This window comes from Streptomyces scopuliridis RB72 (assembly GCF_000718095.1).
In the GTDB taxonomy this organism is placed as follows: Bacteria; Actinomycetota; Actinomycetes; order Streptomycetales; family Streptomycetaceae; genus Streptomyces; species Streptomyces scopuliridis.
This window is the reverse complement of the sequence record NZ_JOEI01000030.1, coordinates 66,948-93,739: the sequence shown is the minus strand read 5'-3', so window position 1 is coordinate 93,739 and position 26,792 is coordinate 66,948. Positions and strand designations below refer to the sequence as shown.

Genomic DNA, 26,792 nt, shown 5'->3' with positions numbered 1-26,792 from the left:
ACGGCCGGGCCATCCACAACGCCGATCCTCCGCCTTGCGATCGCCGCTCGGCATCCAGGGAGGAATCAAGGCGCCGAGACGAAGAGAGCGCAGCGAACGTAGTGCACCAGACGCCGGGCCTGATCCGCGAAGATCGACCGGACAGGACCTGGTCGCGGGCGGACCGGCCCCGGAACCTTCCGCCCCAAGCCGCCGCCACAGGGCAAAACACCGTGCATCGGCCGCCCCTGTGCCGGATCATGGGCGGCATGTCTGCCAAGCCTCAGGACGCCCTGCCGATCCGGCTCAACGTCGACGACAGCGACTCGCCCTCGGATGTGGTCGACGCGCTGTTCCTCGGCCGCTTCGCCACGGGCGAGCAGCCGTACTCCCACAGCTCCACGATCGACCGGGTCAGAACGGGTGTGACCCTGCTGCCGCCGGACGCGACCGTGCTGCGCTCCGCCCGCGACGACGACCGCAGCGCGACGCTCGCCGAGGGCGCCGGCTGGACGCTGCTGGTGTCCCGCTGGAACCGGGGCGCCGATGTCACGGTGACGGCGGTCAGCTCCGAACTGGCCGAGAAGATCCACCACCAGGTGACCGACGGCGCGCAGGACGAGCCGGAACCGCAGCCCGAGAACGTGACCATGGGCTTCTGGTACGTCTCACCGCGCCGCGGCCCGCACCGCACCACCCGGCAGATCGCGGCGGGTACGTGGGACGAGGTCAGGCCCAACTACACCGCGCCGGTGGCCGACGCGATGGACCGGCTGATGAAGGTGACCCCGGACGACATCGCGGGCCGGCTGCTCCTGCTGCACGGCCCGCCGGGCACCGGCAAGACCTCCGCGCTGCGCACGCTGGCCCGTTCGTGGCGCGACTGGTGCCAGGTGGACTGTGTGCTCGACCCCGAGCGGCTCTTCAACGATGTCGGCTATCTGATGGACATCGCGATCGGCGAGGACGACGGCTCGGCCAAGGGCCGCTGGCGGCTGCTGCTCCTGGAGGACTGCGACGAGCTGATCCGCGGCGAGGCCAAGCACACGGCGGGACAGGCGCTTTCGCGGCTGCTGAACCTCACCGACGGACTGCTCGGCCAGGGCAGGAACGTCCTGGTGGGGGTGACGACCAACGAGGACCTGGAGCGGCTGCATCCGGCGGTGGTCCGGCCGGGCCGCTGTCTGGCCAGGATCGAGGTCGGCTCGCTGACCCGTTCGGAGGCGCTGTCCTGGCTGAGCAGGGAGGACGGCGAATGGGAGACGGCGGTCGGCCGCGAGGGGGCGACGCTGGCGGAGCTGTACGCGCTGCGCCGGGGCACCGGCCCGGCGTCGGTGCCGGCCCAGCACACGGGCGAGGACGCGGGCCTCTACCTCTGACGCCCGGCATTCCGGGCCCGTTGTCCGTCGGCCGGCAGCCGCCCGTGCCGCTTCCGGTCACCTGGCGTAGACGGCCCGCACCGCTTCCTCCACCGCGGCGAGCGCGGCGGCCCGGCCGAGCCCCAGGCGCTGGGCGCGCTCCGCGTAGGCCCGTGCGGCCGCCGCGGTCTCCCGCTCGGCGGCCTCCCCCGCGGCGGCGACGAACGTACCGTTTCTGCCCCGGGTCTCGATCACCCCGTCGGTCTCCAGCGCGCGATATGCCTTGGCGACGGTGTTGGCGGCCAGCCCCAGCTCCTCGGCGAGCCCCCGTACGGTCGGAAGTCTGTATCCGACCGGCAGCGCACCGGACCGCGCCTTCGCGGAGATCTGGGTGCGCAGCTGTTCGTACGGAGCGGTGGTGGCGGCCGGGTCGATCACGATCTTCAAGGTCACGGGCCGATTCTCCCCCACGACCCAGGGGCGCCGGGCGGTACACGGCAGGGGTGGCCGGAACGCGACGGGAAAAGGAGAGGCGGACCGAGGCGCGCGCCCGTAGTCTCGCGCTCCATGAATGTGACTGTCCGTGATTTCCGCCCCGACGACGCCGAGGCCGTCGTCCGGCTGCGACGCGCCTGCGTTCCGTTCCTCATCACGACCGAGGAGGCCGTCCTGTTCGATGTGGCGACCGCCAACCCGGCCAAGAAGTACCGCCTGCTCGTCGCCGAGGAGGCGGGGGAGATCATCGGAACGGCGCATGTCGGCATCGCGTACGACAGCAGCGACCCGGGCCAGGCGTCGGTCACCCCGCAGGTCCATCCGGAGCGCCGGGGCCGTGGCGCCGGGTCGCTGATCCTCCGTACCGCCGAGGAACATCTCGCGGCGCACGGCGCGACGAGCGTCTACGCCTGGGCGTTGGACGAGCCGTCCAGCATCGCCTTCGCCGAGCGCCGCGGCTACCGCCCGACGCGTCTCGCGCACTTCCAGCGCCTCGATCTGGCGGGGGGCGCCCTGCCAGGGCTGCCGGCGGAGCTGCCCGCGGGGGTGGTGCTGCGTACGGCGGCGGAGTACGCGGCCGATCCGCGCCCGCTGTTCGAGGCGGACGCGGAGGTGACGTCCGACGAGCCGAGCGACATCAGCACGGGCCTGGACGACTACGACGACTGGCTGAACCACACCTGGAACCACCCGTGTCTGGACCGTGGGCTGACGACGGTGGTGGAGGTGGACGGCCAGGTCGCCGCGTTCACTTTGGCCCATACCGACGGCGCCACCCGCTATCTGACCGCCATGACGGGCACGCGCCGCGCCTTCCGCGGCCGGGGCCTGGCCAAGCTCGCCAAGACGGACTCCCTCCATCGCGCCCGGACGGCGGGCTACCTGGACGCGTACACCGCGAACGACGGGGCCAACGGCCCGATGCTGGCGGTCAACCGGTGGTTCGGCTACGAGATCTGCGGGTCGGAAATACGCCACGTCCGCACCCTGGGCCGACGCCCCCACCGCCCCGGTGAACCGGCCTGAAACCGGCCTGAATTAGCCATGGCCCGTCGCGGGCATCCTCAGTCACCGGACCGGCCCGGCGTCGAGGCCGTCTCCCGGTGCGTGGCGGGCAGGATGACGGACCGGTCCTGGCTGCCCGGGGTGTGGGCGATCGGGTCGTCGTCCTCGTGCCAGTGGATGACGAAGCGTTCGCCGGCGCGGTAGGCGTCGAGGCCCGCGCGGCAGTAGGCGACCAGATCGTCCGGGAGGGCGGACAGCGGATGCCAGGAGAGGCCGGAGCACTTCTCCGGCTCGCGGTTGAACGGCTCGCCCCCGGCGCCGTACTCGGCCTCGAAGAACCAGCCGATCCGGGGCTGTCCGGCCGGCCCCCGGTGCTGCATGACCAGCGCGACGCGCAGATCGGCGGGGGTCAGCTCGACGCCGATCTCCTCGCACGCCTCACGGATCATGGCCGTACGGACGTCCTCGCCCTGCTCGACATGTCCGGAGGGGCCGTTGAGCAGGCCGTCCCCGTAGCCCGTGCCGGAGCGGCGGGCGAGCAGGACCTCGTCGCCCCTGCGCAGGATCAGATGGACGTCGACCACTTCGGCATGGCGCCGGGGCGTGGCGGACCGGGCGATCAGCGCGTACCGCTCGTCGTCCACCGGGCGGCCCCAGAGGGCGGGATCCGCGGAGAGCCGCTCGTGGTGGACCCGTTCGGTCAGCAGGGCCAGGGCGGCGGTGAGCCGGGCGGCGGGCAGGCCCGTACCGGACCAGACCCCTTCGATCAGCACCAGCCGGCCGCCCGGCCGCAGCAGCGACGCCCAGTGCCGCAGGGCCTCTTCGGGATCCGGCAGCATCCAGAGCACATGACGGGCCAGGACCACATCGAACGTCCGCTCCCCCACCGGCGGCCGCCCCGCGTCACCGACCAGCACCTCCGCGTCGGTACCCGCCAGCTTGGACCTGGCCAGACCCACCATGCGGGGCGAGAGATCGACGGCCGTCACCCGATGGCCCTGCTCGGCGGCGAGCAGGGCCAGGCTGCCCGTACCGCACCCGAGGTCGAGCACCCGGGAGGGCTCCCCAGGCAGCCAGCCCTCCAGCCGGGCGGCCCAGGCGGCGCGGACGTCGGGGTCGAGCAGCCCGTGATCGGGCTCCTGGTCGAAGGAGTCGGCGAGGGAATCCCAGTCGATCGTCGTCATGTCCCGATACTGCCAGCCACCACTGACAACGCCCCTGGCCTCGGACAACGCCCGCAATGGCAGGGGCTTTCGCTCATTCCCCCGTCTGGTGGGGGGATGCGAGACGGCTCACCTCGTCGGCCGAGAGCCGCAGCGCGCCGGCGGCCACGTTGTCGGCCACGTGATCCGGATTGCCGGTGCCCGGAATGGCCAGCACATGCGGCCCGCGCTGGAGCGTCCATGCCAGCCTGACCTGCGCGGCGCTCGCCCCGTGCGCCCGCGCGACGGCGCGTACGTCCTCGCTCTCGGTACCGCTCGCGCCCGCCTCCCGCCCGGCTCCGGCGATCGCGAAGAACGGCACGAACGCGATGCCCTGTTCGCCGCAGGCGCGGAGGAACTCATGGTCCTCGGGCCGCGCGTCGATACCGTAGGGGTTCTGCACACAGACCACCGGCGCGATGGCCCGCGCCTCCGCGAGGTGGTCGGGCCTGACGTTGGAGACGCCCAGGTGGCGGATGAGCCCCGCGGTGCGCAGCTCGGCCAGCGCGCCGAAGTGCTCGGCGATCGAGCCGGTGGTCCGCAGTCTCGGGATACGCAGGTTGACCACGTCGAGGTGGTCCCGGCCGAGTTGGCGCAGATTCTCCTCGACCTGTCCGCGCAGCTGCTCCGGAGTGGCCCACAGCCAGTCGCCCGACGGGTCCTTGCCGGGACCGACCTTGGTGGTGATGACGAGGTCGTCCGGGTACGGGCCCAGCGCCCGGTTGATCAGCTCGTTGGCGGACCGCAGCGACGAGAAGTAGAACGCGGCGGTGTCAATGTGGTTCACCCCCAGCTCGACCGCGCGGCGGAGCACGCTGATCGCCCGGTCGCGGTCGCTCGGGGTGCCGTCGGCGTTCGCCGTCAGGCGCATCGCGCCGAAGCCGATCCGGTTGACTGTTCTGTCGCCGAGCCGCCAACTGCCCGCGGAGTCCGCGGTGATCGTCTTCGAGGTCATCGGGGGAGTGTGCCATACGGCCGTGTGGGGTCGGGGTCGGCCGTCCTTGCCGTACGCATCCGCCCCGCGACCACCGGAGTGGTGGTCGCGGGGCGGATGGCCACGTCAGTCCTCGTACGTCACACCGTCACATCGCTGCGGTCACCGCGGTCACTACGGTCACCGCGGTCCCGGCGCAGCGCGATCAGCTTCTTCACCCCCGGCCAGGCCAGCAGCAGCACGATCACCGCGTACACCGTCACGGAGAAGGGCGTGTTGAACAGTCCGGTCACGCTTCCGTCGCTGATCTGGAGCGCGCGCCGCAGCTGCTGTTCGGCGGCCGGGCCCAGGATGACGCCGATCACGGCCGGCAGCACCGGCAGTCCGTACCGTCGCATACCGAAGCCGATCAGACCGATGATCAGCAGGATGACCAGGTCGAGCGCCTCCCCGCCGACCGCGTACGCGCCGACGGCCGCGAAGAAGAGGATGCCCGCGTAGAGATAGGGGCGCGGGACGCGCAGCAGCTTGGCCCAGACCGGCGCGAGCGGCAGGTTGAGCGCGAGCAGCAGCACCATGCCGACGAAGAGCGAGGCGATCAGGCCCCAGACCAGGTCGGGTTCACGTTCGAAGAGCAGTGGTCCCGGCTGGATGCCGTACTGCTGGAAGGCGGCGAGCATCACGGCGGCGACGGCCGTCGTGGGCAGTCCGAGGGTCAGCATGGAGACCAGCGTCCCGGCCGCCGAGGCGGAGGCCGCGGACTCGGGTCCCGCCACGCCCTCGATGGCGCCCTTGCCGAACTCGTCCTTGTGCTTGGAGAGCCGCTTCTCCGTGACGTACGAGAGGAACGTCGGGATCTCCGCGCCGCCGGCCGGGATCGCGCCGAACGGGAAGCCGATGAGCGGGCCGCGCAGCCAGGGCCGCCAGGTGCGGCGGACGTCCTTCTTGCCGAGCCAGGGGCGGCCGACCGGGATCGCCTCGCCCGTGGTGCGCCGCAGATGCGCGGCGACCCAGAGCGCCTCGCCGATCGCGAAGAGCCCGACCGCGACGATCACCACGTCGATGCCGTCGGCGAGCTGGAGCGTGCCGAAGGTCAGCCGCTGCTGGCCGGTCATCTGGTCGAGGCCGACCAGACCGAGGGTGAGTCCGATGAGCAGCGAGGCGAGTCCGCGGATCCGGGAGGAGCCGAGGACGGAGGTGACGGCGATGAACGCCAGCACCATGATCGCGAAGTAGTCGGGGGCGCCGATGTCGACGGCGAGCGAGGCGACGGTGGGCGCGAGGACCACCAGCAGGATCGTGCCGATCATGCCGCCGGCGAAGTGCCCGCCGGCCGCCGCGGCGAGCGCCTGCGCTCCCCGTCCGGCCTTGGCCATCGGGTTGCCCTCGATGGCGGCCACGACGGCGGCGCTCTCACCCGGGGTGTTGAGCAGGATCGAGGTCGTCGAGCCGCCGAACATCGCGCCGTAGTAGATACCGGCGAACATGATGAACGCACCGGTCGGTTCGAGCCCGTACGTCACCGGGAGCAGCAGCGCGACCGCCATGGCGGGGCCGATGCCGGGCAGGACCCCGATGGCCGTGCCGAGCAGCACGCCTATCGCGGCCCAGAGCAGATTCATCGGCGTGAGCGCCGTACCGAAGCCGTCGATGAGCGAGTTCAGGGAGTCCATCGGTTACAGCACCCCCATCAGCGGGCCACCGGGGAGGGGGACACCGAGCAGGTTGTTGAAGACGAAGTAGGTGACCAGCGCGAGGCCCGCGGCGATCAGCGGGTCACGGTCGTAGTGGCGGCTGCCGAGCGCGTACGCCGAGCCCCAGAAGAGCAGGGCGCCGGAGATCGGGAAGCCGAGCGGGCCGATGAGGACGGCGTTGCCGAGGAAGACACCGGCGAGCAGCAGTACGGTCCGCCAGTCGCTGGGTTCCGCCAGGTCGATGTCCTCGCCGCCCTCCGCCTCGCCGCGGCCACCGCGCAGGACGTCGAGGGTGAGCAGTACGGCGACGATGAGCAGGCCGATGCCGACCACGACCGGGACGGTCTTGGGGCCGACGGGGCCGCGCTGGGTGATGTCGACGTTCATGGTGAGCGCGTCGGTGAGGACGAGGACACCGAGGACGAGCAGGAGGAGTCCGACGCCGATCTCGGAGTGCTCGCGCAGCCAGGAGCGGGCGCCGGGGGTGGATTCCGGTGTTCCTGGGGCTCCGGAAGCTTCCGGCTTGTTCGGCGTTTCCGGTGTGCCGGTGGGCGTCATCACAGTCCCAGCTCCTTCAGGACCGAGTCCACGCGGCGGTCTTCCTCGGCGAGGAAGTCACCGAACTTCTCGCCGGTCAGGAACGCGTCGTCCCAGCCGTTCTTCTTGAGGGAGTCCCGCCACTGGGGCGAGTCGTGGAGCTTCTCGATGAAGGCGAGAAGCTTGGTGCGCTCGGCGTCGGAGATTCCCGGCGGGGCGACGATGCCGCGCCAGTTGGTGAAGTCGGTGTCGAGGCCGGACTCGCGCAGGGTGGGGGCGTCCAGGCCGGGGATCCGCTCGGGGCCGGTGACCGCGAGGAGCCGCAGCTCACCCGATTCGATCTGGTCGAGATACTCGCCGACGCCGGAGACGCCGAAGGAGACCTTGTTGCCGAGGATCGAGGCGAGGAGCTCGCCGCCGCCGTCGAACGGCACGTAGTTGACCGTCTTCGGGGCGATGCCCGCGGCCTTCGCCATCAGCATGGGGGCGAGATGGTCGGGCCCGCCGGGCGACGATCCGCCGCCGACCGGCACCTTGGCCGGATTGGCCTTCCAGGCCGTCAGCAGGTCGTCGATGGTCTTGAACGGGGAGTCCTTGCCGACGACGACGATGTCCGATTCCTCGGTGATCCGGGCGATCGGGGTCGTGTCGGCGAGAGTCTTGGGCGACTTGTTGGTGTGGACCGCGCCGACCACCCCGAGCCCCATCGACATCGCGAGCTTGCCGTTGCCGTGCTCACCGACGAGCCGGGTGAGCCCGACGGTCCCGCCGGCCCCGGGCAGGTTGAACACCTCGATGTTGTGGGTCAGTTCGGCGTCCTCGGCGTTCTTGGCCAGGGTGCGGGCCGTGATGTCGTAACCGCCGCCGGGGGTGTTGGGGACCATGAAGCGCAGGCCGGGGATCTGCGTACCGGTGTCGGCGCCGCTGCCCGCGGTGAGCAGCGGCGGCCCCACCAGCACCAGCAGCGCCGACCCGAGCAGGGCCAGGGGGGTGCGCAATCGCACGTGTTCCGCCTTTCGGAATGCTGCGCGCCGAGATGTGCGCGAAGAGCTGTGAAGTGGGCCACATGTTGCCTTCGCGTTAACAAGCTGTCTCTCTTCCGGAATCAACGGACGTTGTGGTCGTTGTGGTCGCGGCTTAGCGTGTCGGCGTGATGAAAGTGCTGGTGGTGGACGACGACTTCATGGTCGCGAAGCTGCACAGCCGCTATGTGTCCGCGATGGACGGGTTTACGGTCGTCGGGGTGGCGCACAGCGGTGCCGAGGCGCTGCGCGCCGCCGAGCGGCTGTGGCCGGACCTTGTCCTGCTCGATATCTATCTGCCCGATATGGACGGGATCGCCGTACTGCGCGAGCTGCGGGCGGCGGAGGAACGGGACCGAAGACCTAACAGCGTCGACGCGCTGTTCATCACGGCGGCGCGGGACGCGGGCGTGATCAGGGCGGCGCTGCGCGCGGGCGCCCTGCACTATCTGATCAAGCCCTTCAGCCAGGCGGCGCTCCAGGAGCAGCTGCGCCATGTCGCCTCCCTGCGCTCACGCCTGGCCGGCCTGGGCGAAGCGCGCCAGGAAGACGTGGACCACATCTTCGGCACCCGCCCACCCGGCAGCCGCGGCCTCCCGAAGGGCCTGGCCCCGCACACGGCCGACTTGGTGGAGCGCGTCCTGCGCGCACACGCGGACGGCCTCTCGGCCACGGAATGCGCCGAGGCCGGCGCCCTGTCGCGGGTGAGCGCCCGCCGCTACCTGGAGTACTTCGCGACCACGGGCCGAGCGGAAATAACGCTCCGCTACGGCGGCACGGGCCGCCCGGAACGCCGCTATCGCTGGCGCGGCTGAACGCGTAACGGGTCCACGGGGTTACGGGCTTCCCGGGCCACCCCAGCCACACCCGCTGCCCACCGCTACCCGCGACGGTGAGACCGAACCGCCCGAGCCCGGGCCACGCGCCGGGCAGAGGTCAGAAGCGCGGCCGGCCGCCGGCGTACTGGATCGGCTTACGGCACTCCGGCGCGTCGTCGGGCACGGGCTCACCATTCAGGGCGTAGCAGAGCGCGGCATGAAGCTGTTCCGCCTCGGCCACGGTGAGTGTCAGCCGGGCGGTGGCAACGGGCTCACCGAGGTGGACGATCCCGAGCGGCAGCGTCAGTTGACCGCCCTGCTCGCGACGCGGAGACCGGTCCGGCGCCAGCTCGATGAGCCACTGCGGCCTTCCCCGCGCGGCGCGGCTCATGCGGGATCTCCTTCGCGGCACGGCGGGCTGTCGTCCGGCTCATCGGCGCCATCGTCGGCGGGTGCGGACAGCCGTCCGCCCCTGCTTTCAGCGACACGCAACGCGTCACGCAATGCCTCGCACAACCGGTGCCCCAGGAACCGGAGCTCCCAGGCCTCCACCTTGTGATCACTGAGCATCTCCGCGGCATGACCGAGCACGGCCTCACCCGCGCCGAGCTGCACCGCTTCCATCTCGTCGGCCAGCTGCGACAAGTAGCTGTCGCCGCTCTCATCGGTCACCAGATACGAGCGTTGCCCGGCCGGGCCAAGCCACGGGAGCAACCGGGGATGCGTACTCATGCCGCCACCGCCGTCCGGTGCGCGCCGCACATCAGATCCGTACGCCAGACGTACGGGTCAGGCGCACGCGGCAGGCCCATTGTCGGTACATACGGACACTCCACGCGGCTCGCACCGACCTCCCGATGACGGTCCACAGAAGGCGACAATAGCCGCCAAAGCCAGTTCACGATCGGGGGGATATCGTTCGTCATGTTGACGCTCCTCAGGCAGCGTTGGCCATGCCTCCGGACGCTCGCATCGTCGCGGGGGTCTTTCAGCGCCAACTGTGCTTCAGAGTCACGCCGCCGGCTTCCCGCACGCGGGTATCCCCTTGATGGGTAGGCTGACGCGTAGGGAAGTGGGACACACTGTCACCAGCAGGCGCAATGGGGCACCACTATGACCGTTTACCAACCGCCGACGGCTCTGCCGGGCGATCTTCTGGACCAGGAAAAGATGCGAGCCGCGATTGCGGCTCACGACTTCGGCGTTGTCTTCTCGCTGGCGCGCGACGTGGCCAAGATCAGCTATTCGAAGATTGCTGCCGAGTGCGATATCAAGCCCGAACGAGTAGGCACACTGGCGCGAGGTCGAGGCAGCATCACCTCGTTCGACAAGATTGCGAAGATCGCAGACGCCCTGCGTATCCCAGGACACTTACTCGGTCTCGCTCCCCGCGAGTGGGAAATGGCAAACCTACCCTGTCACGCCTCGACCGCGCCAACAGGCAACGCGATCGTCAATCGAGAGGGGACAGACACAGTGCTGCGCAGAGAGTTTTTCAAAGCTTCGGCCGGGGCCGGATTGGTAGTAGGACTGCCGGACCTGACTCAAGCCAACAGCGGCCGTCGTGTAGGCAGCCAGGTGCCCGAGCAGTTGCGTCAACGGACCGCGCGTTTGCGTCGACTCGACGAGGTTCTGGGCGGTGGCGACACGTTCCGTGTCTATCTCGGCGAGTACCAGGCCACCAAAGCGTTGCTTCGAGAAGGAAGTTACACGGAAGAGACTAGGCGTGCTCTGCTTTCGGTCTTGTCCGAGCAGGCCCAGCAGGCCGGATGGGCCGCATTCGATGCGGGCAAGCACGCTGACGCCCGCAGCCTCTACGAGGACAGCCGCCATGCCGCCGTCGAATCAAGAGACGCCGCGCTGGCCGGAAATGCTCTCGCCTTCCTCGCGTATCAGAGAGTTGATGCCGACCACACCGCAGGTATAGAGACCGCCATTCAGGCGTGCCGCATCGCAGGCCCGGATGCCGCGCCCGGCGTACGCGCACTGCTGCATGAACGTCTCGCGTGGACATATGCCATCTCTGGGAACGCCAGCGAGACCGAACGCGCTCTCAACGTCGCCGAAACCGCGCTCAACGAAGGCAACGGAAACCCACAACCCGACTGGGCAGCCTGGGTGGACCGCAATGAACTCCAGGTCATGACCGGCCGATGCTGGACCGAACTTCGCCGACCACTTCGCGCGGTCCCCGTCCTGGAAGATGTGCTGGCCCAATACGACGACACCCACGCACGCGACAAGAGCCTGTATCTCTCCTGGCTCGCCGACTCCTACCTGGCCGCCGGAGAAGTCGAACAGGCTGCCGCTGTCACCGGCCGCGCCCTGGAACTCTCAGCCGGGGTCGCCTCCGTTCGCCCACGCGCGCGCCTGGCTCCGATCCTTCGGCAACTCAGCGGTCACCACGAAGTCCCGGCTGTGGCCGAAGTCCTGGAAAGAGCGAAGCTCTGAGAAGTCAGTTCGCGGAGTCCGGCTCCGTGGTCCTTTCCACCCACCGCAGATACGCATCCGATCCCGCGACGATCGGCACAGCCGAAACTTCCGGGTTCTTCCACGGATGGTGCCGCAGCAAATGCGCCTCAAGATCGGCGTAACGGTCGGCGCGGGTCTTCAACAAGAGCTGCCACTCTTCCCCGGTACCGAACTCGCCCTGATGCCAGAAGGCGGAAATCACCGGCCCGACGATCTGGGCACCGGCCGCGAGCCGGGCTTCCACCACCGAGCGTGCCAGCCTCTCGGCGTCCTCCCGATTCTCCGTCGCCGTCGACACCTGAAGCAGATCAGCCATGCACCAAGCCTAACGCGGCACGCCTACGGCCGAGAGCTTCAATGCCGTATGGGCAACAGCGACGCCCGTACAGAGGAGTTGACCGTGGCACGAACCGAGTACACAGCTGCGGCTCCGCCACTTCCTGGAACACCGCGCACAGCCGTACCTCGGCTAGAGCCCCGGCGCGCGCTGGATGGCATCCATCACTCGCGCCGCCACCGCCGGGTCCTGGTTGCGGAGGTCCAACATGTGGCTCAGGTGGTCGACAGCGTGGGACGCGAGCAGCCTCATGAGGGTCAGGAGCAGGTCGGCCCGGCCCGTCAGTGTGAACACGTGCCCGTGGGGGCTGATCACCACCGCCGGGGACGTTCCGGCCAGGAGGTTGGTGCGCTCCCAGTCGATATCGTACGAGCGGCCCCTCGGGCCCATGCGTACGACGAGCTGTTTCGTACGGTGCAGCAGCGCGAGGTAGTTCATCGGCACCGTCATCGACCGGCGTACGTCGAACGGGGCGCGGCCGTCGGTGGGGTGGATGCGGAGGAGTGTGTCCAGGTGCGGGCCGTGGTAGTGGAAGGTCTGTGTGCTGCGGATCTCCAGGAGCTGGGCGCGGGCGAGTTGTCCGCCGGCGCGGGACCAGCGGCGTTCTACGGTGCCGAACGCGCCCGCTTCGCCGGGAGACGTGATCGCGTCCCAGTCGGAGGCGTACGACACGAGCGTCGCCTCAAGAACGTCCGCCCGGACCAACTGGCCCTGTCGGGGAGGCCCTTGGGCGATCGGAGTCCACATGGCGAACGAGTCGTCGGCGAAGTCGCGGCCGTCCGTCCGCCAGAAACCTCGTATGGCCATGGCCCCCTTCCCCGTCCAGGGCCTCAAGCCTATGGCGTGATCCTGTCGCCCACCAGCGCCAGGTTCTGAATGGCGGCCAGCCCGAAGAGCGCCGTCTCATTGCTGTTGATCCGGAGGTTCTCGTACCCCGGTTCCAGGACGTCCGGGCCCGCCAGGGGTGTCTTGTCCCACACCATCGCCGCGGTGTAGCCGTCGCTGTCGTAGAACTTCCGCCAGGCACGCGCCGCCAGTTGGTCGTCGTTCAGCCGCGCCGCCGCGTAGGCGTCCTGGCGGGAGTGTCCCTGGAAGAGCAGCAGGCTGCCGAAGTCGGTTCCGTACCGCGCCTTCTGTTCGGCCTTGGTCGCGTTGAAGTAGCGGCAGTAGTCCAGCCAGGCGTTCTCGAACTCCGGCAGATCGATGAGACCGATCAGCTCCGCGCACATCTCGACCAGGCCGAACATCGCGGAGAGATGGGAGACGTTCACCACGGGCCGTTCGGCGACCGCGAACCCGCCGGTGTCGAGGTCGTAGAGGCCCGAGCCCTGGACGAAGCCGTTGGGCTGCGCGGCGATGGTCTCCATGGTGGAGCGCAGCCGCGCCTCGGCCTTCGCCGCCTTCGGGCCGCCGCGTTCCCACTCGGTGAGCCAGGCGGCGGCGAGCCCGCTCCAGTCGGTGCCGAAGCCGATGGACAGGGCGTTGCGGTCGGGCTCGTACGGTTCGGTGCGGACCTTGCGGAGGGGGTCGAGGACGAGGAACGTCTCGTCGGAGTCGACCAGGGCGTGCATCAGATCGCCCACGCGCTCGTCGGCCGTGAGGTAGTAGTACGGACGGCGGTAGACGGCGGTGGAGATGCGCTGCTGCTTCGCGCTGTCCGCGAAGTGCTGTACGCCGTGCCGGGTGCCGAGCCCGGCCCATTCGCCGAGGTGGTAGACGTCGACCTCGCCCGTGTGCCGGGTCAGTGCCTCGGCGAAGCGGAAGATGTCGGCGCGGCCCGAGCGCAGATAGGCGTACCAGAGCCAGAGGTCCGGGGAGAGTTCGGAGTTGTCCCAGGCGTAGCCGCCCACGTCGTACCGCCACTGGTGCCGGTCCTCGTCGTAGGTGTGCATGATGTCGCCGTAGTCCCAGAAGCCGTACCAACGGCGCTGCTCGGCCTGGTCCTTGTAGTACGTGAAGAGGAAGTCGAGCTGGTCCTCGATCCTCGCCCTGGCGGGGGTGGAACGGTCGACGGGCGCGAACAGGCCGCCGAACACCCCGGCCCCGCTGAGGTCCTCGGGGCTCGCGGCGAGTTGCGGCGGGGTGCGTACCGCCGCGTTCTGGGCGACGAGCGAAGAGGCGCTGGGGGTGGCGGCGTTGGCCCAGAACATCAGCTCGCTGGTACGGGCGATGCCGTACGGGGTCCCGAAGCCCGGCTCGTAGTCCTCGTAGGTGATGTTGAGACCTTCGAGCTGTTTGGGATAGGTGTCCTGGCCCATGCCGTCGTGGTAGAAGCGCAGGTCCATCGGCGGGGCCTCGGGCGACCAGAGCCAGAGCGTGACCTCCGCCGCGTCGCCGGCGGCGCCCCGGATGTCGAGCTGCGCGGGGTGCCGGCGCCAGAAGTCGCGCAGCCCGAAGGAGAGTCCGCCGCTCACGCCGCCGACGTATCCGAAGCCGCCCGCCCGGCCGCCGCCGCCCGCCGCGATCCAGCCGTGGCCCGGTTTGGTGCGCTTGCGCAGGGTGAAGCCGTCGGCGGAGAGCTGGGCGAGCGTGTAGTCGCCCCAGGTGGGGATGGCCGCGAGACGGGTGGTGACCCGCTGGTCCCAGGTGGCGGGGTCGGGCAGCCGCTCGCCCCTGACCTGCGCGGTACGGATGGGCGCGCCAGGGTCGCGGCGCAGTCCGGTGATGCCCTTGACCGCCTCGGTGAGGAAGCCGTCGCCCTCCCCGGCGATCCGGATATGGCGGTCGTACGCGGCGTCCCTCATGGGGACGGTGAAGCGGACCCCGAGGCCGCGGATGAAGTCGCCCGTGGTCCGGCCGGCCCGCTGGTCCCCGTCGTAGGTGAGGGTGTGGACCATACGGAACGACTCGGCGCCCGCGTAGAAGTAGAGCCGCACACTGAACGGCAGCCAACTACGGCTTCCCTTGCGGTGTTTGCCGTCGAGGCGTACCACCGCCCTTACTGGTCCGTCCTGTTCGGTCTTCGCGCCGCTGATCTCGCCGTCGAACCGCTCCCACGCGGCGCTCCCCCGGCCGCCGTGGCCGCCGTCGTCGTCCAACTCGCCCTGCCGCAGCAGGACAAGACGGCCGTCGGTGGCGATCGGGGTCGTGCCGCGGGTCACGGACCGGACGAGCGCCCGGCCGTCCTTGCCGATCACCGCCTTGATGACACCGGTGTCGACCGTGATGGTCGTCCGGGTCTCCGTGACGGTGACCTTCGTCGCCGGAGCGGCCGGGGTTCCGGCGGCGAGCGTGAACCGCTCGGCGTCCGCCGTCGCGCCGCCGACCGCGTGGGCCGTCCATTTCAGTGTGCCGTCGGGCCAGTAGGCGGTGGGCCAGGTCTGTACGGGGACGGCCGCGCCGCCATCGGTGGCCAGGGCGAATGCCGTACCGGCCGGGTGGACCCCCCGGGGCCACGGCACCCCGAAGGTGCTGCCCGGCGCCGCGCCCGCTCCGCCGTCCTCCAGCCAGCCCACCGAGACGGGACGGTCCGCGGCGGCGGCCCCGGCGTCCGCCGCGCGGGCACCGTCCCGGCCGAGCGCCCAGCTGAACTGCGCGGCGGCGCCCGCGACAGCGGCCGCCTTGAGCAGAGACCTGCGAGGTATCGGAGCTGTCGGAGCCATCGGTGTCGGATCCTTCCCTGCGGCTGACGCGGTGGGGGGTGCGGGGTGCGAGGGGACGCCCGTTTGAATCGTTTTAGGTAAGCGCTTGCTGCTAGAAGCTATGGACCGGAGCAGGGAACGTCAACGGTTCACGCGATTTCAATGGAAGCGCTTCACACAACTTCTGCGCGAAGCATTGACGAAACATTGAGGCCGGCCCTAGCTTCATCGCGTCGTACTTCGTACGTCATATATGAGACACGAGATGTGAGAGCGCCCATGGCCTTCGCCCCGAGTCCGATCCCCTCCCGCACCCAGTACGTTCTGGAAGCGATCAAACACGGCATCCTCACCGGCGGTCTCAGCCCCGGTCAGCCGCTGGTCGAGACCGAACTGGCCGCGCGATTCGGGGTGTCGAAGACTCCGGTGCGGGAGGCGCTGAAGACCCTGGCGGGCACCGGCCTCGTCGTGATGAGCCAGTTCAAGGGCGTCACCGTCCGTACGGTCGACGCGGCCATGGCCCACGAGGTCTACGACGTACGGCTGTTGCTGGAGCCGGAGGCGCTCCGGCGCTCCCTGACCCGCCGCGCCTCGCTGGAGCCCGCCCGGGAGGCCCTGGTCAAGGCCGACGAAGCGGCGGACCGGGCCGAACGCTCCCTCGCCAACCGGGAGTTCCACCGGGCGCTGTATCTCCCCTGCGGCAATCCGCTGCTGGCGAGGATGCTCGACGAGGTACGGGACCAGGCGGCCCTCGTCTCGACCGTCGCCTGGGCCGCCGTCCCGTCCTGGGAGCAGGAGGCCGGAGAGCACCGGGAGATCCTGCGGCTCGCGCTCGCCGGTGACGCCGAGGGCGCCGCCCGGGCCCTGCACGACCATATCGCCTCTTTCGTACAGCGAGCGTTCCCCGAGGGAGACCACGCATGACGACCACCCCTGATCTCGATACATCGCGGGACGCGCTCGCCGATGTCGTGGCGATCCCCGTCACACCGTTCGGCGACGACGACACGCTCGACCTCACCGCCCATCGCGCCCTGCTGCGCCGGCTGCTCGACGGCGGCGTACGCACCCTCACCCCGAACGGCAACACCGGTGAGTACTACGCGCTCAGCCCCGACGAGCGCCGTGTGGTCACCGAGCTGACCATCGAGGAGGCGGCTGGCCGGGCCTCGGTGCTGGTCGGTATCGGGCTCGACCTGCCGACGGCCGTGGCCGCCGCGGCACATGCCCGCGAGGCCGGGGCCGGGATGGTGATGGTCCACCAGCCTGTCCACCCCTATGTGTCACAGGCCGGCTGGATCGACTACCACCGCACCATCGCGGAGGCGGTTCCGGAGCTGGGCGTCGTTCCGTACATCCGCAATCCGCAGCTGAGCGGTGCGAGCCTCGCGACGCTCGGGGAACTGTGCCCCAATGTCATCGGGGCGAAGTACGCCGTGCCGGACGCGGCGCGCTTCGCGGCCTTCGCGCGTGACGCGGGTCTGGAGCGGTTCGTCTGGGTCGCGGGGCTCGCCGAGCTGTACGCCCCCTCGTACTTCGCGGGCGGCGCCACCGGCTTCACCTCGGGTCTCGTCAATGTCGCCCCGGCCGTCTCGCTGGGGATGCTGGAGGCGCTGCGGGCCGGGGACTACGCGGCCGCCATGAAGGTGTGGGAGCAGATCAGGCCGTTCGAGGAGCTGCGGGCCGCGCGGCAGTCCGCCGACAATGTGACGGTCGTCAAGGAGGCGCTGGCCGCCCTCGGCCTGTGCCGGCGCGACATCCGCCCGCCGAGCCGCGCCCTGCCCGAGGAGCGGCGCGCCGAGGTCGCCGCGATGGTGGCGGGGTGGTCGATATGACCGTACGGAGAGAAGGCCCGGCCGGGCGCCCCCCGGACGAGACGGTACGGCCCCCGGACGGGACCACGGGCGCCCCCGACGCGGCCGCGGAGCCCGACGGCGCGACCGTACGCCCCGAGGACCTGCGCAGTCACCGCTGGTACGGCGGCGGCGACGGCTCGACGGGTCTGCGCACCTTCAGCCACCGCGCCCGCACCCGCCAGCTCGGCTATCTCCCCGAAGAGCATCTGGGCAAGCCGGTCATCGCGATCCTCAACACCTGGTCCGACATCAACCCCTGCCATGTCCATCTGCGCGAGCGCGCGCAGGCGGTGAAGCGCGGGGTGTGGCAAGCCGGCGGATTCCCGCTGGAGTTCCCGGTGTCGACGCTCTCCGAGACGTTCCAGAAGCCCACGCCCATGCTCTACCGCAATCTGCTGGCGATGGAGACGGAGGAGCTGCTGCGCTCCTATCCGGTCGACGGCGCGGTGCTGATGGGCGGCTGCGACAAGACGACACCGGCGCTGCTGATGGGCGCGGCGACGGTCGATCTGCCGGCCGTCTTCGTACCCGCCGGGCCCATGCTGCCGGGGCACTGGCGCAATGAAGTGCTCGGCTCGGGCACGGACATGTGGAAGTACTGGGACGACAAGCGGGCCGGGCTGATCGGCGACGCCGAGATGGCCGAGCTGGAGAACGGTCTGGCCCGGTCGCCCGGCCACTGCATGACGATGGGCACCGCCTCCACGCTCACCGCCGCCGCCGAGGCGCTGGGCGTCACGATGCCCGGGGCCTCCTCGATCCCGGCCGTGGACTCCGGACACGACCGGATGGCCGCCGCCTCCGGCCGGCGCGTGGTGGAGCTGGTACGCCACGATCTGCGGCTCTCGAAGATCCTGACCCGGGAGGCGTACGAGGACGCGGTGGCCACCGTCCTCGCGCTGGGCGGCTCGACGAACGCGGTGATCCATCTGATCGCGATGGCGGGACGCTCGGGGATCCGGCTCACGCTCGACGACTTCGACAGGACCGCGCGTACGGTGCCGGTGCTGGCGAACCTCCGTCCCGGTGGCCGGTATCTGATGGAGGACTTCCACTTCGCCGGCGGACTGCCCGCGTTCCTGGGGCGGTTGACGGACGTACTGCACCTGGACCGGCCGACCGTCGCGCACCCCACCCTGCGGGAGCAGCTCGACGGCGCGCTCGTACACAATCCGGAGGTGATCCGGCCGCGCGAGAACCCCCTCGCACCGGAGGGCGGGGTGGCGGTGCTGCGCGGCAATCTCTGTCCCGACGGCGCGGTCATCAAGCACATCGCCGCCGAACCGCGGCTGCTCAAGCACACCGGTCCCGCCGTGGTCTTCGACGACTACCGGACGATGCAGCGGACCATCAACGACCCGCAGCTCGGCATCACGCCCGAGCATGTGCTGGTGCTGCGCAACGCGGGCCCCAAGGGCGGACCCGGCATGCCCGAGTACGGGATGCTGCCGATCCCGGACTATCTGCTCAAGCAGGGGGTGCGGGACATGGTCCGGATCTCCGACGCCCGGATGAGCGGCACGAGTTACGGCGCGTGCGTGCTGCACATCGCGCCCGAGTCGTATGTCGGCGGGCCGCTCGCGCTCGTACACACCGGCGACACCATCACCCTCGACGTCGAGGCCCGCAGCCTCCATCTCCACCTGTCCGACGAGGAGTTGGCGCGGCGGCGCAGCGAGTGGACGCCTCCGCCCGAGCGCTACCAGCGCGGATACGGCGCCCTCTACAACGAACAGATCACCCAGGCCGACACCGGCTGCGACTTCGCCTTCCTGGCGAGGCCCGGCGAGGTGCCCGACCCGTACGTGGGCTGAGAAGGCGGTCGCCGGACCGCCCGCTCTCCGCCCCCCATCCATCCAGATCCCTTCGCCCGGATCCACTGGTTCGGCATATCGAACACCATCTGCGAAGCGCTTCACCTAAGGAACGGAGAAGCAGTCATGGCCTCAGCTGTGGCGCAGGATTCACCAGGGGCTCCGCCGCCCCGAACGCCCGGGAAGAAGCCGGGGCGCCGTACGGGAGCCACACCACGCCGTCTCCCGTATCTGCTGATCGCCCCCGCCGGACTGCTGATGCTCGGCTTCATCGCCTATCCGATGCTCAGTGTCTTCTACTACAGCCTGCAGAACTACAACGTCACCAAGCCCTGGCGGAACGGTTTCGCCGGCTTCGACAACTTCCGGCGGATCTTCACCGACGACCCGCTGTTCTGGGACAGCCTGGTCTTCAGCGGCAAGTGGGTCGTCACGGAGGTCACCCTCCAACTGGCCCTGGGGCTGGTGCTGGCGCTGCTCGTCAACCAGACCTTCGTGGGCCGCGCGGCGGCCCGCGCCCTGGTCTTCTCGCCCTGGGCCGTCTCCGGCGTGCTGACGACCACCATCTGGCTGCTGCTCTACAACCCGTCGACGGGCGTCGGCCGCTATCTGGCGGACGCGGGCATCGGTGAGTACGGCTCGTCCGTGCTCTCCGACACCGGCACCGTCTTCTGGGCCGCCGTACTGGCCGAACTCTGGCGCGGTGTGCCGTTCTTCGCGATCCTCATCCTCGCCGATCTCCAGTCCATCCCCGGCGATCTGTACGAGGCGGCCTCGGTCGACGGGGCGAACAGGTTCCGGCAGTTCTTCCACATCACACTCCCCCACCTCAGGGACGCGATCATCCTCTCCACACTGCTCCGGGCCGTGTGGGAGTTCAACAACGTCGATCTGCTGCTGACCCTGACCGAGGGCGGTCCGGCCGGCGTCACCACCACACTGCCGCTGTATGTCGCCGTCACCGGCTTCGAGGCACACGACTTCGGCTACGCGACCGCGCTGACGACCGTCGCCTTCGCGATCCTCCTCTTCTGCTCGATCCTCTATCTCCGCCTGAGCAAGTTCGGAGGCGACCACAAGTGACCGCTGTCATCACCGAGAAGGGCCTGCCCGCCGCGCCCGCGGACGGCGGCCGGAAGTCCCCGCCCCCGCGGCGGAAGCGGCGCGGGCGGCGCGAGCGGGCCTTCGACGAGGTCCCCCGGTGGCAGATCTATCTGCCGCTCGGCCTCTATCTGCTCTTCACGCTCGTCCCCTTCTACTGGATGCTGCTGTTCTCGCTGCGGCCCGCCGGCTCCACCTCGCTGGTGCCGTGGCCGGTCACCTTCGACCACTTCGAGAAGGTCTGGAACGAGCGCAGTTTCTCGGTCTTCTTCCAGAACAGCGCGCTGATCGGGGTCTTCACCCTGATCTGTACGACGGGGGTGGCGCTGGCCGGCGGCTACGCACTGGCGCGCTTCGACTTCCGTATCAAGCAGGGCTTCATGCTGGCGCTGCTGTGCTCGCAGTTCATCCCGGGCGCGCTGATGCTGGTCCCGCTCTTCCAGATCTTCAAGAACCTCTCGCTGATCAACTCCCCGCTGAGCGTGGTGATCGCGGAGACGGTCTTCCAGCTGCCGCTGTCGATCATTCTGATCAGCGGCTTCATCAAGAATGTGCCGTACTCCCTGGAGGAGGCGGCGTGGGTGGACGGCTGCTCACGGTTCCAGGCGTTCCGTATCGTCGTCCTGCCCATGCTGCGGCCCGGTCTGATCGCCGTCGGCTCCTTCGCCTTCGTCCACAGCTGGAACCACTTCCTGTTCGCCCTGATGTTCCTGATGGACCAGGACAAGCAGACGATCCCGGTCGGCCTGTCCACCCTCATCGGGGCGGACAGTGTGGACTTCGGGGCGCTCGCCGCGGGCGGTGTGATCTCGGCGGTGCCGGTCGTCATCGTCTTCGCGTTCATCCAGAAGTGGCTGATCACCGGCTTCAGCGCGGGGGCGGTGAAGGGATGAGCCTCCCCGTCGTGCTGGCAGGCGCGCGTGGTCACGGCCGTACGCATCTGCGCAACATCCGCCGTCTCGAACAGGCCGGGGCGGTACGGCTCGTGGGCATCTGCGAGCTGGAGCCGCTGAGCCCGCGAGAGCTGGCCCACGCCGGTTACGGCGCTCCCGGGCCCGCGCAGTCCGCCGACTTCGGCGCGCTGCTGGAGCGCACGGGCGCGCGGATCGCGGTCATCTGCACGCCCATCCACACCCACACGGATCTGGCCCTCACGGCCGCGGCCCACGGCGTGCACGCACTGCTGGAGAAGCCGACCACACCGTCGTACGCGGAGTACGAACGGCTGCTGGCCGGTCTCGCGGAGAAGGGCACGGCCTGCCAGGTCGGCTTCCAGTCGCTCGGCTCCCACGCGATCGGCGCGATACGGGAGTTGATCGCGGACGGCGCGATCGGACAGCTGCGCGGGATCGGCGCCGCCGGGCCGTGGGTACGCGACGAGGCGTACTTCCGGCGGGTCCCCTGGGCCGGACACCGCACCCTGAACGGGCTCGACGTCGCGGACGGGGTGCTCACCAACCCGCTCGCCCACGCGGTGGCGACCGCCCTGCGCATCGACGGCAGCGATCTGGCCGAGGACATCGCGGAGTCGGAGCTTGAGCAGTACCGGGCGCATGACATCGAGGCCGACGACACCAGTTGTCTGCGGCTGAGGACAGCGAGGGGGACCCGGATCACCGTCGCCGTCACGCTGTGCGCGGAGCGGAACGCGGAGCCGTACGTCCTGGTCCACGGGACGCGGGGCCGGATCACCTTCTGGTACAAGCAGGACCGGGTGCTGGTGGAGCGTACGGGCGTGGGCCCGGTCGAGACCGTCCACGCGCGTACCGACCTGCTGGAGAACCTGGTCGCGCATCTGTCCGACGGCAGCGGTCTGCTCGTACCGCCCCGCCGTACAGGCGCCTTCATGCGGATCGTCGAGGCCATCAGGACCGGGCCGGAGCCCGAGCCGCTGCCCGCCGGTGCCTGGTACGGCGCGCCGGGCGAGAAGGCGCCGCGCCGGATCGTCAAGGGCATCGACGCGCTGATCGAGGAGAGCGCGGAGTCCCTCGCCACCTTCTCCGAACTGGGCGCGGCCTGGGCCGTGCCCCCGGCGCGGGTGCTTCCGCGATGAGCGGGGCGCGGCTCTCCCGGGCCGAAGAGGTGACGGTACTGCGCTGTGACGTCGGTCCCGTGGCCGACTACGTACACCGGCCGCGGCTGCCGGGGACGCTGTCGCCGCGACCGTATCTGCATCCCGTACGGACCCTCGGCGGTGTCACGGTCACGGAGCTCGGCCCCGCCGACCACCCGCACCACCTGGGCGTGTCCATGGCGGTGCCGGACGTCGCCGGTGCCAACTTCTGGGGCGGGCGGACGTACGTACGCGACCAGGGCCCCGTATGGCTGGCCAACCATGGCGCGCAGCGGCACACGGGCTGGCTGCTGCGGGACCCCGACGGCTGTGTCGAGGAGCTGTGCTGGACGCACGGCGACCGCCAACTGCTCAAGGAGCGCCGTACGGTCAGCGCGCTCGCCCTCTCCGGCGACGCGTGGGTCCTCGACTTCACCTCGTCGCTGACCAATGTCTCGGGCGGGGAGCTGTCGATCGGCAGCCCGGCCACCAACGGCCGTACGGGGGCGGGGTACGGAGGATTCTTCTGGCGTGCGCCCAAGGGGGACACGGCGGGCCCGGCGCCCGACGTCTTCACCGAGGACGCGTCGGGCGAGCGCGCGGTGCACGGGAGCACCGCGCCCTGGCTGGCGCTGGCGGGCCGGGACTGGACCCTGATCTTCGCCGGGGCGAACCGGGAGACCCGCGACGACCCGTGGTTCGTCCGTACCACCGAGTATCCGGGGGTCGGCTCCGCGCTGGCCTGGCGGCGGCGGCTGCCGCTGCCCGAGGGCGGGAGCGTCTCGCGCCGCGTTGTGACGGTCGTCGCGGACGGCCGGCTGGACCGCGCCGCCGCGGCGGTGCTCATCCGTAAGGCGGTGGCGGCGTGAGTGCTGACATGCGTACGGGTACGAGCCTGCCGTGGACCGCCGATCTGGGGGACGGCACCTACCGCAACCCGGTCCTGCACGCCGACTGGTCCGACCCCGACGCCATCCGCGTCGGTGACGACTACTACCTCACCGCCTCCAGCTTCGGCCGGGCGCCGGGGCTGCCCCTGCTGCACTCCCGCGACCTCGTCAACTGGTCGCTGCTCGGGCACGCCCTGGACCGGCTCGAACCGGCCGGCGACTTCGCCTCGCCCCGGCACGACCGCGGGGTGTGGGCGCCGTCGCTGCGGCACCACGACGGCCGCTTCTGGATCTTCTGGGGCGATCCCGACCACGGGATCTACCAGATCAACGCCCCGGAGATCAGCGGCCCTTGGAGCAGACCGTTTCTCCTCAAGGCGGGCAAGGGACTGATCGACCCCTGCCCGCTGTGGGACGAGCGGACCGGCGAGGCATACCTGATACACGCCTGGGCCAAGTCCCGTTCGGGCATCAAGAACCGGCTGACCGGCCACCGGATGAGCCCGGACGGACGCGCACTGCTCGACGACGGCGAGATCGTCGTCGACGGGGACCGGCTGCCGGGCTGGTTCACCCTGGAGGGCCCCAAGCTCTACCAGCGCGACGGCTGGTTCTGGATCCTGGCCCCGGCCGGCGGTGTGTCGACGGGCTGGCAAGGGGCTTTCCGGGCACGGGAGTTCTTCGGACCGTACGAGGAAAAGGTCGTGCTCGCCCAGGGTCGTACGGAGGTCAACGGGCCGCATCAGGGTGCCTGGGTGACCGGGGCGGCACCGGGCGAGGACTGGTTTCTGCACTTCCAGGAGCGCGGTGCGTACGGGCGGGTGGTGCACCTTCAGCCCCTGCGCTGGGGCGACGACGGCTGGCCGGCCATCGGGGCGGACGGCGAGCCCGTACGCGTACACCGGAAGCCCACCGCGCCCCCGCAGCCGGTCCGGGCGCCCGCGACCGACGATGTCTTCCCGGGCGGGCGGATCGGACTCCAGTGGCAGTGGACGGCCAATCCGCCGTCGGATCAGGGGAGTTCGGACGCGGCTCCCGGCTGGACGGTGCCCCACGCGGGCGACGGGCTGCGGCTGGCCTGCCGCCGCACGGAGGTCGCGCACGATCTGCGCAGGCTGCCGAACGTGCTGGTGCAGCGGCTGCCCGCGGAGTCCTTCACGGTCACGGTCGGGCTGACCCTGGAGAGCGGGGAGCCGGGCGCCAGGGCCGGACTCGCCATGCTCGGTGACGCCTTCTCGTGGATCGGTCTCGAACGCGGCGCGGACGGCGGCGTCCAGTTGGTGCACCGCTTCGCCGAGACCGGCGCCACGCGCGAACGGGACGCCGAGCGTCCCCGCGCGGCGCCCGACGGACACGCGCTGTTACGTATCGAGGTGAGTCCGGGCGGACGCTGCCGGTTCTCCGCCGCCGTACGGTCCGACGGGACATCCGACGGGACATTCCGCTCGTCGGGACCGGTCTTCGTCGCCACGCCCTGGCACTGGGTCGGCGCGCTGCTGGGACTGTTCGCCACCGCGCCGGCCGGAGAGGGACCGACAGGAGAGGGCCAGGCCGGGACGGCCACCTTCAACGACTTCCGAATCACCGCCTGATCACCACCTGATCACCGCCTGACGCACGCCTGTGAGGAGAGCCGCATGACGCACCCGCACCCGCATCTGCTCAGCACGCGCTTTCTGGCCGGAGTCACCGCCTGTCTGACCGCCCTGGCCACCCTGCTGGCGGTCTTCGTCGCGATGCCCGCCGCAGCCGCACCACCACCGAAGTCTCCCCGGCCCACCGCCGACCGGTTCGCCGACGAGCCGCACGGTTTCGCCTCCCTCGCGGGCTCCACGACCGGCGGGCGCGGCGGGGCGGTCGTCACCGTGACGAACCAGGCCGACCTGGAGAGGTACGCGGGGGCCACCGAGCCCTACATCATCCGGGTCGCGGCGGCGATCGAGGTCGCGCCCTTCGGCTCGGACATCGTCGTGGCGTCCGACAAGACGATCGTCGGTGTCGGGACCACCGGCGAGATCGTCCACGGCGAACTCCATCTGAAGCCGGGCACCCATAACGTGATCATCCGCAACCTCACGATCCGGGACTCGTACGTCGAGGGCGACTGGGACGGCAAGACCCAGGACTTCGACGGCATCCAGATGGACTCCGTCCACCATGTCTGGATCGACCACAACCGCCTCACACGCATGGGCGACGGGCTGCTCGACATCCGCAAGGACAGCGAGTACATCACCGTTTCCTACAACCGCTTCGACACCCACAACAAGGCGTTCGGCATCGGCTGGACCGAGAACGCCAAGACCCAGATCACCATCGACCACAACTGGTTCAACGGTACGAAGCAGCGCAATCCGTCCGCCGACAACTGCGCCTACGCCCATCTCTACAACAACTATCTCTCCGCCCAGGTGGCCGACGGCGATCCGGTGTGGAGCTATGGGAACTGGGCGCGCGGCCGTACGAAGATGGTGATCGAGAACAGCTATTACGAGGACGTCCAGCACCCCTACCAGGCCGACGCGACGGCCGAGTTGGTGCAGCGCGGCTCCCTCATGAAGAACACGGCGGGCCGCCGGGACTCCTGGGGCACGGCGTTCGAACCGCGTGACTTCTACCCGTACCGGGCGGACCCGGCGGCGGCCGTCCCGGCGCTGGTGAGGAAGTTCTCGGGGCCGCAGCGGAACATCGGCACCGACACCGTGCTGAACGTCCCGGCCGACTACCGCACCGTGCAGGCCGCCGTGGACGCCGTACCCGCGGGCAACACCGGCCAGGTGACCATCTCCCTCGCACCCGGCACGTACCGGGAACAGGTCCGGGTGCCGGCGAACAAGCCCCATCTGCTCTTCCAGGGCACGGGAAGCGACCGGTCGAAGTCGGTCATCGTCCACGACACCCCGAACGAGTACGGCGGTTCGAGCGGCAGCGCCACCGTCCTGATCGCGGCGAACGATGTCACCGCCCGCAATCTGACCTTCGTCAACGACTTCGACGAGGCGGCGCACGAGCTGAACAGCGAGCAGGCGCTGGCGATGAAGACGACCGGCGACCGGATCGTCTTCGAGAACACCGCCTTCAAGGCCAACCAGGACACACTGATGACCGACAGTCCCCAGCTGACCCGCATCAGCAGGGTCTATATCCGGGACTCGTACATCGAGGGTGACGTCGACTTCATCTACGGGCGGGCCACCACCGTCATCGACCGCTCCGTCATCAAGGCGCTCAGCCGCGGCTCCGCCACCAACAACGGCTACATCACCGCGGCTTCGACCTGGAAGGGCAATCCGTACGGCTTCCTGATCACCAACAGCCGGGTCACCAGCGACGCGCCCGCGCAGTCCTTCCACCTCGGCAGGCCCTGGCACCCGGGCGGCGAACCGGACGCGATCGGACAGGTGCTGTTCCGGGACACCGAGCTGCCCGCGGCCATCAAGTCCTCGCCATGGACCGACATGAGCGGCTTCCCGTGGCGTGAGGCGCGCTTCGCCGAGTACCGGACGTACGGCCCCGGGGCGGCCGTGACGCCCGACCGTCCGCAGCTGCCGGACGCGGACGCCGCCGTTCACCAGGTGTCGAACTATCTGACGGGCACGGATGGCTGGGCACCGCACCGATGAATTCAGCAGAGAACCAACCGA

Annotated in this window: 23 protein-coding genes and 1 pseudogene; 13 read left to right on the top strand and 11 right to left on the bottom strand. The window is 70.1% G+C overall.

Annotated elements, in window-relative coordinates:
• Positions 1-248 precede the first annotated feature (248 nt).
• Positions 249-1,358, top strand: a complete 1,110-nt coding sequence (locus tag IF11_RS0130335) for a DUF5925 domain-containing protein (protein WP_030354976.1) — start codon at positions 249-251, stop codon at positions 1,356-1,358.
• A gap of 57 nt (positions 1,359-1,415) precedes the next feature.
• On the opposite strand, the gene IF11_RS0130330 is transcribed toward IF11_RS0130335, so the two are convergent.
• The gene (locus IF11_RS0130330) at positions 1,416-1,790 is read right to left on the bottom strand and encodes a GntR family transcriptional regulator (protein WP_030354975.1); all 375 of its coding nucleotides are present in this window, start codon (positions 1,788-1,790) and stop codon (positions 1,416-1,418) included.
• A 114-nt stretch (positions 1,791-1,904) separates the two neighbouring features.
• On the opposite strand from IF11_RS0130330, the gene IF11_RS0130325 reads away from it, so the two are divergent.
• Positions 1,905-2,858: a GNAT family N-acetyltransferase gene (locus IF11_RS0130325; protein ID WP_030354974.1), complete on the top strand. Its 954-nt coding sequence runs from the start codon at positions 1,905-1,907 to the stop codon at positions 2,856-2,858.
• 68 nt (positions 2,859-2,926) lie between these two features.
• On the opposite strand, the pseudogene IF11_RS0130320 reads toward IF11_RS0130325, so the two are convergent.
• The 5 genes and pseudogenes from IF11_RS0130320 to IF11_RS0130300 form a co-directional block, all read right to left on the bottom strand.
• Positions 2,927-4,021 (bottom strand): annotated as a pseudogene (locus tag IF11_RS0130320) (methyltransferase domain-containing protein); the annotation flags it as partial.
• Between the two features lie 73 nt (positions 4,022-4,094).
• Complete coding sequence (locus tag IF11_RS0130315; RefSeq protein ID WP_030354972.1) at positions 4,095-4,994, bottom strand: oxidoreductase; 900 nt, start codon at positions 4,992-4,994, stop codon at positions 4,095-4,097.
• 119 nt (positions 4,995-5,113) lie between these two features.
• Positions 5,114-6,646, bottom strand: a complete 1,533-nt coding sequence (locus IF11_RS0130310) for a tripartite tricarboxylate transporter permease (protein ID WP_030354971.1) — start codon at positions 6,644-6,646, stop codon at positions 5,114-5,116.
• A gap of 3 nt (positions 6,647-6,649) precedes the next feature.
• Positions 6,650-7,225 carry a tripartite tricarboxylate transporter TctB family protein gene (locus IF11_RS0130305; RefSeq protein ID WP_030354970.1) on the bottom strand — a complete coding sequence of 192 codons (576 nt, stop codon included), beginning with the start codon at positions 7,223-7,225 and terminating at the stop codon, positions 6,650-6,652.
• Positions 7,225-8,208, bottom strand: coding sequence for a Bug family tripartite tricarboxylate transporter substrate binding protein (locus IF11_RS0130300; protein ID WP_030354969.1), 984 nt, complete (start codon positions 8,206-8,208; stop codon positions 7,225-7,227). The genes IF11_RS0130305 and IF11_RS0130300 overlap by 1 nt, the downstream gene beginning before the upstream one ends.
• Before the next feature lie 149 nt (positions 8,209-8,357).
• Here IF11_RS0130300 and IF11_RS0130295 point away from each other — a divergent pair, with 149 nt between their 5' ends.
• Positions 8,358-9,041 (top strand): response regulator, encoded by a 684-nt coding sequence (locus tag IF11_RS0130295; protein WP_030354968.1) that lies wholly within the window; start codon positions 8,358-8,360, stop codon positions 9,039-9,041.
• Positions 9,042-9,162: 121 nt separating this feature from the next.
• Here IF11_RS0130295 and IF11_RS0130290 read toward each other — a convergent pair whose 3' ends face one another.
• Both IF11_RS0130290 and IF11_RS0130285 read right to left on the bottom strand, forming a co-directional pair.
• Positions 9,163-9,435, bottom strand: coding sequence for a hypothetical protein (locus IF11_RS0130290; RefSeq protein WP_030354967.1), 273 nt, complete (start codon positions 9,433-9,435; stop codon positions 9,163-9,165).
• Entirely contained in the window at positions 9,432-9,716 is a 285-nt protein-coding gene (locus IF11_RS0130285) for a hypothetical protein (RefSeq protein WP_338119868.1), read from the bottom strand. The genes IF11_RS0130290 and IF11_RS0130285 overlap by 4 nt, the downstream gene beginning before the upstream one ends.
• Positions 9,717-10,157: 441 nt before the next feature.
• On the opposite strand from IF11_RS0130285, the gene IF11_RS0130280 reads away from it, so the two are divergent.
• Positions 10,158-11,495, top strand: a complete 1,338-nt coding sequence (locus tag IF11_RS0130280; RefSeq protein WP_030354965.1) for an NsdA family TPR-like regulatory protein — start codon at positions 10,158-10,160, stop codon at positions 11,493-11,495.
• Positions 11,496-11,499: 4 nt separating this feature from the next.
• Here the strand turns inward: IF11_RS0130280 and cutA are convergent, their stop codons facing one another.
• The 3 genes from cutA to IF11_RS0130265 all read right to left on the bottom strand — a co-directional run bounded on the left by cutA (position 11,500) and on the right by IF11_RS0130265 (position 15,455).
• Positions 11,500-11,832, bottom strand: coding sequence for a divalent-cation tolerance protein CutA (gene cutA / locus IF11_RS0130275; protein ID WP_030354964.1), 333 nt, complete (start codon positions 11,830-11,832; stop codon positions 11,500-11,502).
• A gap of 153 nt (positions 11,833-11,985) precedes the next feature.
• Entirely contained in the window at positions 11,986-12,660 is a 675-nt protein-coding gene (locus tag IF11_RS37145; RefSeq protein ID WP_133243180.1) for a hypothetical protein, read from the bottom strand.
• A 29-nt stretch (positions 12,661-12,689) separates the two neighbouring features.
• Positions 12,690-15,455, bottom strand: a complete 2,766-nt coding sequence (locus IF11_RS0130265) for an exo-rhamnogalacturonan lyase family protein (RefSeq protein ID WP_030354962.1) — start codon at positions 15,453-15,455, stop codon at positions 12,690-12,692.
• Positions 15,456-15,713: 258 nt separating this feature from the next.
• Here IF11_RS0130265 and IF11_RS0130260 point away from each other — a divergent pair, with 258 nt between their 5' ends.
• The 9 genes from IF11_RS0130260 to IF11_RS0130220 all read left to right on the top strand — a co-directional run bounded on the left by IF11_RS0130260 (position 15,714) and on the right by IF11_RS0130220 (position 26,771).
• Entirely contained in the window at positions 15,714-16,358 is a 645-nt protein-coding gene (locus IF11_RS0130260) for a GntR family transcriptional regulator (RefSeq protein ID WP_030354961.1), read from the top strand.
• A complete protein-coding gene (locus IF11_RS0130255; protein ID WP_030354960.1) occupies positions 16,355-17,269 on the top strand; it encodes a dihydrodipicolinate synthase family protein in 915 nt (304 codons plus the stop codon). The genes IF11_RS0130260 and IF11_RS0130255 overlap by 4 nt, the downstream gene beginning before the upstream one ends.
• Complete coding sequence (araD, locus tag IF11_RS0130250; protein WP_078491002.1) at positions 17,266-19,104, top strand: L-arabinonate dehydratase; 1,839 nt, start codon at positions 17,266-17,268, stop codon at positions 19,102-19,104. The genes IF11_RS0130255 and araD overlap by 4 nt, the downstream gene beginning before the upstream one ends.
• Before the next feature lie 126 nt (positions 19,105-19,230).
• Positions 19,231-20,187, top strand: a complete 957-nt coding sequence (locus IF11_RS0130245; RefSeq protein WP_106979291.1) for a carbohydrate ABC transporter permease — start codon at positions 19,231-19,233, stop codon at positions 20,185-20,187.
• 8 nt (positions 20,188-20,195) lie between these two features.
• Positions 20,196-21,098: a carbohydrate ABC transporter permease gene (locus tag IF11_RS0130240; protein ID WP_407706579.1), complete on the top strand. Its 903-nt coding sequence runs from the start codon at positions 20,196-20,198 to the stop codon at positions 21,096-21,098.
• Positions 21,095-22,258, top strand: coding sequence for a Gfo/Idh/MocA family protein (locus tag IF11_RS0130235; protein WP_030354956.1), 1,164 nt, complete (start codon positions 21,095-21,097; stop codon positions 22,256-22,258). The genes IF11_RS0130240 and IF11_RS0130235 overlap by 4 nt, the downstream gene beginning before the upstream one ends.
• Positions 22,255-23,127, top strand: a complete 873-nt coding sequence (locus IF11_RS0130230; RefSeq protein WP_030354955.1) for a DUF6807 domain-containing protein — start codon at positions 22,255-22,257, stop codon at positions 23,125-23,127. The genes IF11_RS0130235 and IF11_RS0130230 overlap by 4 nt, the downstream gene beginning before the upstream one ends.
• An 8-nt stretch (positions 23,128-23,135) precedes the next feature.
• Positions 23,136-24,740, top strand: a complete 1,605-nt coding sequence (locus IF11_RS0130225) for a glycoside hydrolase family 43 protein (protein WP_030354954.1) — start codon at positions 23,136-23,138, stop codon at positions 24,738-24,740.
• 45 nt (positions 24,741-24,785) lie between these two features.
• Positions 24,786-26,771: a pectinesterase family protein gene (locus tag IF11_RS0130220; protein WP_078491000.1), complete on the top strand. Its 1,986-nt coding sequence runs from the start codon at positions 24,786-24,788 to the stop codon at positions 26,769-26,771.
• The last annotated feature ends 21 nt before the right edge of the window (positions 26,772-26,792 follow it).